Below are 11,680 nucleotides of genomic sequence, written 5' to 3' on the forward strand. Positions count from 1 at the left end.
CATGCGTTGGTCCCTGCTTATATCACTCATGCTCGGCTCGCCCCTTTGGGCGGCAGACTGGGATGTGCCCAACCGGGCGGGGGCCATCAACGAGATACTGGCGCAGGCGGCGGATGGAGACACCCTCCGCCTGAGTCCCGGCAATTACGCCGAAACGCTGGTTCTGGACCGGCCCGTCACCATCGACGGGCTGGGACAGGCCACCATCGACGGACAAGGGGCGGGCAGTGTCATCACTGTGACCGGGCCCAGCGTCACGTTACGCGGCCTGACGGTAGTCGGCTCAGGCTCCAGCCATGACGGGATCGACAGCGGCATCCAGCTGACCAAAACGGCCACCGCCCCAGTGGTCGAGGATAATGTGTTGCTGGGCAATCTCTATGGCGTCGATATCCACGGTGCCAAGGACAGCATCGTCCGCGGCAACCGGATCGAAGGACGTTTGGACCAGCGGATGAATGACCGTGGCAATGGCGTCTATGTCTGGAACGCGCCAGGTGCCGTTGTCGCCGATAATGACATTCAGTTCGGCCGTGATGGGATTTTCGTAAACTCTTCGAAGAAGAATTTCTTCACCGGCAACCTGTTCCGCGACCTGCGTTTTGCGGTGCATTACATGTACGCTGACGATTCAGTCGTCAGCGACAATGTCTCGATCGGCAATGATCTGGGCTATGCGGTGATGTTCACGACCAATGTGAAGGTGGCCAACAACGTCTCGATGGGTGACCGCGAACATGGCGTGATGCTGAACTATGCCAACAAGAGTCAAATCACCGGCAATGTCGTGATCGGGGCGAAGGAAAAATGCACCTTCCTTTATAATTCCAACAAGAATGAATTCACCGACAACTGGTTCCAGGGATGCGGCATCGGCATCCATTTCACCGCTGGAAGCGAACGCAATCGCATTGTTGGCAACGCGTTCATCGGCAACCGGACACAGGTGAAATACGTCTCGACCAAGTGGGTCGAGTGGTCAGAAGACGGGCGCGGCAATCACTGGTCCGATTTTGCCGCCTATGATGTGGATGGCAACGGCATCGCCGATGCCCCCTATCGCCCCAATGACTCGATGGACCATGTGCTGTGGACCCAACCCTCAGCCAAATTACTGCTCGGCTCGCCTGCCGTGCAGCTGGTGCGCTGGTCGCAATCCGCCTTCCCGGCCCTGCTGCCGGGCGGCGTGATCGACAGCAACCCATTGATGCAAGCCCCTGAACCCCCAGCTATGAAAAAGGTGCCTCATGACGGATAAGGCCCTGACGATAACCCAGGTCTGCAAGGACCGTGGCAAGACCCGTGTACTTAACGGGATTACCCTTTCCCTTGCCCCCGGTCAGCGCGTGGCGCTGCTGGGCCATAACGGCGCGGGCAAGTCAACGCTGATCAAATCCATCCTCGGGCTGATCCCGATTGAGGGCGGCGCCATTCAGATCGGCACCGCCACCCCCGGCAGCGCGCAAGCGCGGCGGGACACGGCCTATCTGCCAGAGGCGGTGTCCTTCCACCCCGCCCTTACCGGGCGGGAGCAACTGACCCTGTTCGCAAAACTGTCCGGGTCCAAAGCCGATGTGCCCGGACTACTGGACCGTGTTGGCCTAAGCGATGCGCTGGATCGCCGGATCGGTGCCTACTCCAAAGGGATGCGGCAGCGATTGGGTCTGGCGCAGGTGCTGCTGGGCCAACCGAAAGTAGCACTGCTGGATGAACCAACCAGCGGCCTGGACCCGATTTCGCGCCAAGACCTCTATGCCATCATTGATGAACTTGCAGCCCAAGGCACAGCCGTGCTGATCGCCTCCCATGCCCTGACCGAGGTCGAGGCCCGCACCGACCGCATAGCCATCATGCGCAAAGGCCGGATGGTCGCCGATGACACGCTGAACAACCTGTCGGCGCTGGCCGGTCTGCCGATCCGCCTGCGGGTGCGCGCCAGCACCAACCCGGATGCGCTGGCCGCGGAACTGGGCGGCAACCGCATCAACGGTGCGTCGGTCGAACTGCTTTGCTCGCCGGATGACAAGATGGAGGCCCTGCGACGCATCGCCGGCATGGGTGAGGCCGTGGCAGATCTGGAAATGACGCCTCCCAAATTGGAAGACCTCTATCGCCATTATGCACAGGAGGATCTGCAATGACCCGCTTCCTCGCCATCACCCGCACTGAAATGCTGATCCTGCGCCGCAACCGCTGGCTGCTGGTCGCCACGCTGATCATGGTGCTGTTTGCACTGGCGTTGACCTTTGCGGGCAGCGCGCCAACCGGAACGCTGGGGGTCGATATGCTGACCGTCTCGGTCGCGTCGATGACCACGCTGTCGGTCTACCTTGCGCCCCTGCTGGCGCTGATGATTGCCTTTGACGCCATCGCCGGAGACGTGGACCGGGGGAGCCTGTCGCTGCTGCTGTCCTACCCCGCTGGGCGCGGAGAAATCCTGTTGGGCAAGTTTACCGCGCATCTCGCAGCACTGACTTTTGCTATGGCTGTCGGTTTTGGCACCGCCGGTGCCGTCGCCGCATGGTTTGGCGGCGCAGGCCCCGAGAGCCTGATGGCGTTGCTGCGCTTGATCCTTACTTCCACCCTTCTGGGCGCCGTGTTCCTGGCGCTGGGATACCTGCTGTCTGCATTGGCGAGGGGCGCCACGGCGGCGGCGGGACTGTCGGCCGGGCTCTGGCTGGTCTTTGTCGTCCTCTATGATCTGGGCTTGTTGGGAGCCGTCGTCATGGATCAGGGCGGCACCTTCACCCAATCCGTCTTTCCGTGGGTGATGGTGGCCAACCCGGCCGACGCATTCCGCCTGTGGAACATCTCTGCCACCGAAGGAGTTGCGATGGCATCCGGCATGACAGGGGCCGCGCAGGCCCTACCCGCTTGGGCCGCCCCCGCATCCCTGTTGATCTGGCCAGTGCTGGGTTTCGCCATGGCCCGCGCCGCATTCCGGAGGGTCGAGCCATGAAACATCTTGTCTTGATCGCGCTGGTCGCGCTGGTGGCCTGCAAAGAAGAACAGATCGCCGTTCCTGACGCGGTTGATCTGACCCCCGACGCGCTGAGTTATTTCTGCCAGATGAACATTGCCGAACATGGCGGACCCAAGGGTCAGATTCATCTGGAAGGCTATCCTATGCCCCTGTTCTTCGCGCAGGTGCGCGACATGATCGCCTATCTCAAAAGCCCCGAACGGGACGCCCAAATCACCGCCGTCTATGTCAGCGATATGGGTGCCGCCCCTAACTGGCGGCAGCCGGGTGTGTCCAACTGGATCGCGGCCGATGGTGCAACTTTCGTAGTCGGGGCTAATGTCGCCGGCGGCATGGGTGCACGCGAAGTGGTGCCTTTCGCAGGCCGCACCGATGCCATGGCGTTCATTGCCCAATATGGCGGCACAGGCCTGCCCCTGTCCGACATACCCGACACCGAAGTACTGGGGCCCGTCGATCTGGACCTGAAACTGGAGACCCCGTCATGACCACCCTGTCCCGTCGCCGTTTCCTGATCATGTCTGCTGCCTGCGCCGCAGCACCGGCTGCAGCAACGCCGACGCAAGCGGCCAACTGGCGCGGGGTGGCATTGGGTGCCCCGGCCAGCTTGCGGCTAGAAGGCCTGACGGAGGCTCAGGCCGCACCGGTCTTTACCGCGGTCGAGGCCGAGCTGAACCGACTTGAGAACATCTTTAGCCTCTACCGCCCGGAATCGCAGTTGAGCCAGTTGAACCGCGCGGGTCGTCTGACAGCCCCTGCACCGGAGCTTTTGAACGTCCTCTCAATATGCTCCGCACTGTTTGAGGCCTCGGACGGGGTATTCGACCCGACCATTCAACCGGTCTGGGTTGCTATGGCTCAAGGTGCTGATCAAACCAGCCTGCGCGCAGCGTGGAACAGCGTTGGATGGAGCCGGGTCACTGTGGATGCTGATGCAATCAACCTTCCCGATCCGGGACAATCGGCGCTGACACTAAATGGCATCGCTCAGGGTGCCATTACCGACCGCATTGCAGCCCTGCTGGCCGCGCACGGGTTGCGCGACGTGCTGGTGGATATGGGAGAAATTGCCGCCCGAGGGCAGCGCAGCGACGGCCAAAGCTGGCGTGTCGGCCTGGCCGGGAATGCAGGAACAGTTCAGAAATCCATCACGCTTCGGGACCGCGCCGTTGCAACCTCGGATGCCAACAGTGTCATGCTGACAAGCGCGCAGGGTCACATTCTAAACCCCAAAAGGGACAGGCGGCCGGACCACATCGTTTCGGTATCAGCGCCCAGTGCCGCCATAGCGGACGGCCTGTCCACAACCTTATGCGCCCTGCCCGAGCCGCAAACGCAAGCGCTGATCAACGCGTTCCCCGGTGCAGCGATTGAAATGTGCCTCTGACAACTTGGTGTTGCGCCGCGCGCCGCCGGTCAAAATGGTTACACGCGTGAAAGGATGACCGGGTCAGCGGTGTGGCCAAGACTTTCAGAAAACGCGAACTCAGAGCCGGGTCGACACGATGTCTACTAAGCCGAGAACGTGTTCGGGTGTCCACACCTTCAGAACCGTGCAGCTTCATTTTGAAAATGCACTCGCAGAGGGCGCTGAATAAAGGATCACAAGCGCCAGATCGTAGTGTCCGCCGCTAATCTCTGACATGCGGTGCCCTTTCCCCTCAAGGTCACAGGCCAAAAACTGGTCTCCGACATGCAGCACCCGCGTATCCATATCACTTGTCTGGATGCGCACCTCTCCGCGCAAGATCGTCCCAAGAACGACCGCTGGCGCGGTGTGCCAATCATCTATGTAACCGGGTGGGTGATGCATCATCAGTATGCCGCTGGCATCTATCTGCGGTGTCGTTAGGTATCCGGTAGGGGAAGGTGGGGTAAAGCTGCCGTCCTGCAACGTCCAGACACGATCTGCAAACCGAGACCCACCATTATCGTCCTGATCTATGATTGTGATTTTCACAATGTGCCCTTTCTATGCAGCAATGGCAGGGCAAGCTTTGGACCTGCCCTGCGGTTTCAGCCTCAGAGACCTGTGCGTGCGGGCAGAGCCACATACATCTGGACATGCGTGACGGTCGAGAACTCACCCGGCAGCGGCCCGTAGGTCTTACCATCCGAATGCCACGCCAGACCCAGATCGGCGGCAAGATGTTCTCCGCTGAGTTGCAGACAGGGCGAGATCGTACGCTCAAAATCGGCGCGACCATCGTCATTGGCGACAATGATGTTTTCCGACCCGTCGCGCGCCCCAAATGGCAGGTCATAAGTGCCAATGAACGGTTTGGTTGGCGGCCAGACCATGAAGTCATGCCAGATCGTGTACACCCCGTTCGGCACCAGGTTCTCAAAGGTCAGGTCAACGATGCCGACACCGTTTTCGCAGCTGTAAGAACCACCCCCCTTTGCCGCAAACCACTCTCCCAATGTCAAACCCAGCGGACGGCCCTTGGGATACGGTCCGGTGTCAGTCGTATCAAGAAAGTTATGCTTAACTTCCAAGGCCGGGGCGTAAAGCGGCGCGTCCATATCGCGGGTTGCGGCGGTCGGGCGAAAGACCTCACCTGATCCGGGTTCTTTTTCATAAAACACATCCTGTTCGGCCATGCCGTCATCGATGTGGAAGATGAACGTGAGTTCCATACGCTCGGCGGCATCGTAGCTGACTTTGGTACTGTCATCTGCGCCTACTTCTGTTGCCATTGAAAGGGCCAGCACAGCTGCACTGGCAAGAAAACAAGGTTTCATATCATTGGTCCTTTGGTTGATTTTGGGCGTAATTGCCCGGGGAACCGGCCCGGATGAGGAACCGGAAGCTGTGATGAACGTGGCAGGTTACTTTCGTGGCCTTCGGGGGTCCGGTTGCGGTGCAAGACCCGAGGGTACATGCTGCGGAACCAGATCGGACCGATCCCTGGCGGATGGATCAGTCAGCGCGTCCAGAAATGCCATCAACTCGGCAATTTCATCATCCTCAAGCGCAACAGGGGCTAACGAGTTAGCCAGTGCGATCCTGCTTCGCAGAGCTGTCGCGCTCTGAACCCAACGATCACGCAGATCAAAAGCCGCCCGACGTTCGCCGTTGAGAGGGCGGAAGATCAGTTCCGAGTTCTCTGCCGTCTGCTCGATGATACTGCCCAAGGGCGGCAGAGGCACCGCGCTGGCATCGAAAGCTTCAAGCGATGCAACGCTGTCCAGATGATGGCGCACCATCGCCTCCAGATCGTCGAACGCTCCGTCATGCCCCCAAGGGCCAGTCAGCGTGACATTGCGCAGGCTGGGCGTGCGAAACGCAAAGAGGTCGTCGGCCTCAAACGTTACGCGATATCGCCCCTCATCTTCAGTATGGCGGCCGAAACCTGACGCCCGCCAGTAGCTGGTGTCGCTGCCATGCCCTTTGCCCGGCCCGATCTGAGGCACTGCAATGGCGTGGAATTCGTGATCCGTTTGCAGCGCGCCAGAGTGGCAAGTGACACAGCCTGCCTTGCCATAGAACAGATATGCCCCTGCGCGGGCGGCGTCGGACAGGGCCATCGGTTCACCCGATAGAAATCCATCGAAAGGGCTATCATCGGACCGAAACGCCTGAGATTGGAACGCGGCCAATGCGTTTGCGGCCTGTACCAGGGTGATCCCATCTGTATCGGGGAATGCTGCGGCGAACATTTCCTGGTAGCCTGGAGTTTCCCCCAAACGCTTGGCCAAATGATCCCAGGCGTCCGACACTCGATCTTCGGTCACTGCCGTCGCGACCGGGTTTTCTCCCTTTTGTCCAGCCATTTCCAAGTCCGACAACACCGGAAACATCGCTTGTGCGGCCAGAATGGTATCCAGCCCGGGGGGCAGATGCTCGCGCGCTGGGGTCCAGTAGCCGCTTTGAAAGGTTGACAGTGGATCAGCCTCAACCCGTCCGTCATGAAACATCGAGCGGTATTCACGCGCGCCGATGTTCCACAAGGCCTGCGCATTGCGCGGAATGCGGTCGATCACACCATCGGCTGTGCGACGAGACGGGCCGAACCCGATGCCCCCTTCGCCGATCGACAGGGCGACGCCGTCACTGGTGCCACGCGCGGGATCATGGCAAGTGCCGCAGGAAATGTTGCGGTTGCCTGACAGGATCGGGTCGAAGAACAGATTTCTACCAAGTTCAAAAAGCGCCTGTGGTGGCTTGCCGTCATACAAATAGTCACTGTCATGCAGACCTTCGGGCACAGAAAGAGAGGCAGAGCTGTCTGCGCGCACTTGTGCTGCAACGGATAGAAGGGTCAATGAAAGTGCGGTTCCAGCGCAGATAGACGGCTTATAGCTCTTGAAAATAGACATTTTGCAATCCTTCGGTCGTAGCGTGGTCGAAAGTCTCCGCGCTTAAAGCAGTCGGTGACGGAGGCAGGCTTCGCGCTTGTGGTCGATGAGGTGTTCCAGACCCACGTCCCGCAACAGGCGGTCGGGCAGTTCGTCAAAACCACGGCTTCGTCGTTTCAGACGCAGGTGTAATGCGCAGCGTCGGATGAACTCTGAAATGTTCAAACATCGTCTGGAATGTTGCGCCCGGATATGCGCGGAGTTCAGATACGTCACTGACTTGTTCCTTCTATTGACTGGGCGTATTGGTGCCCGCCTGGCGGCAAATGAGGGGATGATTGAGTTGGGAACGAGGCGCTGTCGCTGGCCTCGATACACGTTGCGATGCGGTTTGCACTGACACCGGCGGCGTGAAAAAAGCCCTGAAACAGCAGCCCATACCCGGTGAACCACAGACCGGGGTTTTGAAGATCTTCCTGCCCCATCGGATGCCGCGGATATCCTTTGTGGTCCAGCGCACCCAGATGTCCGAAAAGCCCATCCAGATCGGCCCTGTACCCGGTCGCACAGATCACAACGTCAGGGTGGACCATTCGGCCACTGGCCATTTCGACGGTGTTGGGTGAAAAGCCAACCGTTTCTCCGACCGCGTCAAACCGCCGGGCCTTCAGCGCTGCGACAAACCCGTCATCCAGTGCGAAGGTCACGCCGTCCTTGAGCATGCGCGACCCGCCGCCCAACTTATGACGACGCAACCCAAAGCGTTGCAGGTTTCCCAGAAACAGCCGTTGCATGGCGGCAAAGATCGGATCGAGCGACCATTTCGGGAACCGCGTGAAAAGATTGGCCATGCGTTGCATCGGGAACCCGAATATCCGCGAGGGCAGGATCGAAGGGCCATGCCTGACGGACACCCAGACCTGTGCCGGGTTGCTTCGCGACAGATGGTTCAACACATCAGTGCCCGAGTTTCCGGCCCCGATAACAAGGATGTTCTTGCCGTCATATTCGCTGGGATCCGCAAAATCAGCGGCATGAATGATTTGACCCCCGAAATTCTCCATACCGGGCCAAACGGGCATTTCCGGAACTTTTTCCCGCCCCGTTGCAACGATCAGATGAGGACTGGAGTAGCTGCCCTTGGTGGTTTCAATCTTCCAACTGTCACCGTCGCGGTGCACTGAAAGCACGCGGGTCTCGAAATGTATGTCTGCATCAATCGCACGCGCATAGTCGCTTAGATAGTCAACGACCGCATCCCGGGGCAGGTAAGTATCGGAATTGTTTGGTTTTTGATGGCCTGGCAACCGGGCAAAGTGGCGATGGATGTTCAACCTCAACCTGGGGTGCCGTGCCCGCCACGGATCAGCCACCCGGTCTGAGGCTTCCAATATAGTGACGGGGATATTGCGGGCCCGCAATTCACTTGCCGCGGCCAAACCGGAAAGCCCGGCACCGATGACGATGGCGGATGTTGATTGGGAAAGTGTCATGGGGTTTCTCCGATGCGCTTGGGTTTAGGTGTTCTCCGTATCTGCATCGGTATTGCCGCAAGGCTGCGAGTCGTGATATGCCGGTATGTGACAAGATCGGTGAATATCGGACATCATATGTCAGAACCTAAATCCACCTGCAGAACCGCTGTTGTGACCCTGCCCTGCGTTGGCACGTCGACCGTTTACTGCATCCTGGATGCCCTCGCCTCGGTTGGTAGGGACTGGGAGATGTTGCATGGGACGCCGCCCAAAGCGCGGGTTTTTGACGCCAAGATGCTGTCGGCGGATGGCAAGGCCTACACTGATATCAACGGGCGCCGGATCACACCGGACGGGGCTCTGGAAGACTTTGGCCAACCCGATCTGGTCATCGTACCGGATCTGCATCTTGCACCTGATTGCCCTTTGCCAGACGAGTTTTCCGCGTTGACCAATTGGCTCGTCAAAACGCGCGCCGAGGGTGCCATCGTCACATCAGTTTGTTCCGGCGCTCTCTTGCTGGCGGCCGCTGGGTTGCTGAACGGCCTTGATGCGACCAGCCATTGGAGCTTTTGCGACGTGATCGCCCGAAAGTATCCAGAGGTCCGCATGCGCCGGGAACGTATCCTGATACCCGCGGGGGACGGGCACCGGATCGTCACGGCAGGTGGCGCGTCTGCCTGGGGTGATCTGGTGTTGTATCTGGTAGGGCGCATTGCGGGCCAGGACGAGGCGCGACGCCTCGCAAAAATCTATTTGTTGCAACCCCACACCGAAGGGCAATTGCACTATGCCTCGCTGACCGCAGGGGCCCAGCACGAAGACGCTGTGGTCGCTGATGCGCAGGTCTGGGCGGCGGACAATTATGCCCTTCCAACACCGGTGGCGACAATGGCCGCGCGCAGTGGCCTGACCGAACGCAGCCTATTGCGCAGATTTCGGAAAGTTACCGGGCAAACACCGGTTGAGTATATACAGACACTCAGGGTCGAAGAGGCCAAACAGATGCTGGAAACAAGCGACATGCCAATCGACGACATTGCGGCCGAGGTTGGATACACAGAACCTTCAAGTTTTCGGAATGCGTTTCGGAGATATGTCGGCATGCCCGCGTCAACCTACAGAAAGAAGCGCCTGGCGTTGGGTTTAGTTGCGCCGGAAACCTAACGTCTTGGTCAGGGATATTTGGGCAGCGCGAGTTTCATGAACTACTGCCCAATTGTCAGGTCATCCAAGGACCCTCCCTCGCGCTGAAAATCCTGCCAGATCAAGGCCATGCGATCCACAAACCACATCTTGCCGCCAGAGATCACGACTAAGCCGAGGCACGTGAATCCCAAATCATACGTCCAAAGACCATAAGCAAACGGCAGAAGACCCAGACCGCTGACGAGGGCAAGCGCAAGTGCGACGCGTTTGTGATGGGTCGCAACCCTGTCTCGATGTCGCAGCCAGACCCGCTCGCCCAGCACGCCTTGCGCTGACCAACTGTCAAATGAGCTGGGTTGAGGAAATGCACGTGGGTTGGCCCATATCCAGACCAGAACCACCCCAACGGCGCACCATGCCCAACCACCAATCCACACGCGGCTCCAGATCGCCAGAGCCAGCAGGGGTAACGGCGTAAGCACGCGGGTCCAGACGGACCAGGGGTTTGCATGCCGCAGCCAAACTTCGTCTTTCATGGCCATGAGACGTTCGGAAAAGCTGACTACATCCACCTTAAAAAACTCCGGAAACTAGAATTTCCACATGGGGCTTGGAAGCAAGCCAACACAGATCAAAGCTGCATTCAAGACTCGTCCTTTGGTTAACCGAATTCCGTCACCGAGCGCCAAGAAACTGTCAGACCCCTGGCTGCCGATCTGGGCAGCACTTATTTCACAATTGCGTGGAACCCCAATAGGATTCAAGTCCCAGAGTTTCAGGGGTGCATCATAGGCCATCTATTATCACTGGCGGACGAACAGCTTGCGCGTCTTCAGCCCTACTTTCCGAAGAGCCATGGAAAACCGAGCGATGATAACTGCGATGGGGTGCGCACTTTTTACTGCCTCACAAAAGGCTTGCCAAAACGGGATATATTCTCGTTAATTGAGGCATAGCCTCATTATATGAGATACAGTAGCCGATATGCACCTCGACAGGATGATCAACCTATTGGAAACCATTGCGGTTGCAGGGCGGCCCGTGACAGTCGCAGAGGTGCAACGAGCAACAAGTTTGCCAAAGCCAACCTGCTACAGGCTCATTCAGTCCCTTGTCGAACAAAGGCTGATCAATGAACCCTTCAACGACGGGAAATATGTCATTGGTGAGCGGCTGATCCGTATCGCGTTACTTGGTAAGTCAGATGTGGATGTCCGACGTTGCGCGGCTCCTCTAATGCGTGCTGCTGCCACGAATTTTAACGAAACAGTGTTTCTTGCCCGCTTTCGCGACAGCAAGGTTGAAATTATCCATGTCGAAACGCCGGACGATCCGTCGCGGGCCTTTATTCATCCCGGGCTTGGGGTACGGCCGATGCACGCTTGCTCTTGTTCCAAAGCCATCGCAGCTTTTGCAGAGCCCGCGTTCCAAGAAACAATACTGTCAGGTAGTCTTAAAGAATACACGGAACTTACCAAAACCTCTGAAGCGGAATTGCGGCGTGAGTTCGAAGGCATCGTAAAACGCGGGTTTGCTGATTGTGATCAGGAAATCGACATTGGCATTTCCAGCGTCGCTGCCCCAGTATCCATTGGAAACATTGGCGCCACGTTCAGCATTGGTGCAGTGGGTCCCATTCGTCGTTTTGGAACCGAATACCGCATGGAAATCGGTGAGAAACTAAAGGTCCTGTCAGAAAAAGTCAGCGGGGCTATCCAGTTATGTAACGTAGCAGAGGTGTGACGACACACAGCCAATTTCGGTCTTTCGG

The 11,680-nt window shown here is 58.5% G+C and carries 12 protein-coding genes; 7 read left to right on the forward strand and 5 right to left on the reverse strand.

The window, feature by feature from the left end:
- Position 1: 1 nt before the first annotated feature.
- From RUM8411_RS12780 to RUM8411_RS12800, 5 genes are read left to right on the forward strand one after another with little or no spacing between them, the layout of a single operon-like run.
- Positions 2-1,258 carry a nitrous oxide reductase family maturation protein NosD gene (locus RUM8411_RS12780; RefSeq protein ID WP_085823109.1) on the forward strand — a complete coding sequence of 419 codons (1,257 nt, stop codon included), beginning with the start codon at positions 2-4 and terminating at the stop codon, positions 1,256-1,258.
- Positions 1,248-2,141 (forward strand): ABC transporter ATP-binding protein, encoded by an 894-nt coding sequence (locus tag RUM8411_RS12785; protein WP_085823110.1) that lies wholly within the window; start codon positions 1,248-1,250, stop codon positions 2,139-2,141. Before RUM8411_RS12780 ends, RUM8411_RS12785 begins: the two co-directional genes overlap by 11 nt.
- Positions 2,138-2,959, forward strand: a complete 822-nt coding sequence (locus RUM8411_RS12790; RefSeq protein ID WP_085823111.1) for an ABC transporter permease — start codon at positions 2,138-2,140, stop codon at positions 2,957-2,959. The genes RUM8411_RS12785 and RUM8411_RS12790 overlap by 4 nt, the downstream gene beginning before the upstream one ends.
- Positions 2,956-3,471: a nitrous oxide reductase accessory protein NosL gene (locus tag RUM8411_RS12795; protein WP_085823112.1), complete on the forward strand. Its 516-nt coding sequence runs from the start codon at positions 2,956-2,958 to the stop codon at positions 3,469-3,471. The genes RUM8411_RS12790 and RUM8411_RS12795 overlap by 4 nt, the downstream gene beginning before the upstream one ends.
- Positions 3,468-4,370, forward strand: coding sequence for an FAD:protein FMN transferase (locus tag RUM8411_RS12800; protein WP_085823113.1), 903 nt, complete (start codon positions 3,468-3,470; stop codon positions 4,368-4,370). Before RUM8411_RS12795 ends, RUM8411_RS12800 begins: the two co-directional genes overlap by 4 nt.
- Positions 4,371-4,544: 174 nt before the next feature.
- On the opposite strand, the gene RUM8411_RS12805 is transcribed toward RUM8411_RS12800, so the two are convergent.
- The 4 genes from RUM8411_RS12805 to RUM8411_RS12820 form a co-directional block, all read right to left on the reverse strand.
- Positions 4,545-4,943: a cupin domain-containing protein gene (locus tag RUM8411_RS12805; protein WP_085823114.1), complete on the reverse strand. Its 399-nt coding sequence runs from the start codon at positions 4,941-4,943 to the stop codon at positions 4,545-4,547.
- A 62-nt stretch (positions 4,944-5,005) separates the two neighbouring features.
- Positions 5,006-5,728: a hypothetical protein gene (locus RUM8411_RS12810; protein WP_085823115.1), complete on the reverse strand. Its 723-nt coding sequence runs from the start codon at positions 5,726-5,728 to the stop codon at positions 5,006-5,008.
- 87 nt (positions 5,729-5,815) lie between these two features.
- Positions 5,816-7,306, reverse strand: a complete 1,491-nt coding sequence (locus tag RUM8411_RS12815) for a cytochrome-c peroxidase (RefSeq protein WP_085823116.1) — start codon at positions 7,304-7,306, stop codon at positions 5,816-5,818.
- A gap of 251 nt (positions 7,307-7,557) precedes the next feature.
- A complete protein-coding gene (locus RUM8411_RS12820; RefSeq protein WP_085823117.1) occupies positions 7,558-8,778 on the reverse strand; it encodes a flavin-containing monooxygenase in 1,221 nt (406 codons plus the stop codon).
- 117 nt (positions 8,779-8,895) lie between these two features.
- On the opposite strand from RUM8411_RS12820, the gene RUM8411_RS12825 reads away from it, so the two are divergent.
- Positions 8,896-9,927 (forward strand): GlxA family transcriptional regulator, encoded by a 1,032-nt coding sequence (locus RUM8411_RS12825; RefSeq protein ID WP_085823118.1) that lies wholly within the window; start codon positions 8,896-8,898, stop codon positions 9,925-9,927.
- Between the two features lie 41 nt (positions 9,928-9,968).
- Here the strand turns inward: RUM8411_RS12825 and RUM8411_RS12830 are convergent, their stop codons facing one another.
- Positions 9,969-10,481, reverse strand: a complete 513-nt coding sequence (locus tag RUM8411_RS12830) for a DUF6653 family protein (RefSeq protein ID WP_085823119.1) — start codon at positions 10,479-10,481, stop codon at positions 9,969-9,971.
- A 427-nt stretch (positions 10,482-10,908) separates the two neighbouring features.
- Here RUM8411_RS12830 and RUM8411_RS12835 point away from each other — a divergent pair, with 427 nt between their 5' ends.
- Positions 10,909-11,652 carry an IclR family transcriptional regulator gene (locus tag RUM8411_RS12835; protein ID WP_234995219.1) on the forward strand — a complete coding sequence of 248 codons (744 nt, stop codon included), beginning with the start codon at positions 10,909-10,911 and terminating at the stop codon, positions 11,650-11,652.
- Positions 11,653-11,680 lie beyond the last annotated feature (28 nt).

This window comes from Ruegeria meonggei, assembly GCF_900172215.1.
Taxonomy (GTDB): domain Bacteria; phylum Pseudomonadota; class Alphaproteobacteria; order Rhodobacterales; family Rhodobacteraceae; genus Ruegeria; species Ruegeria meonggei.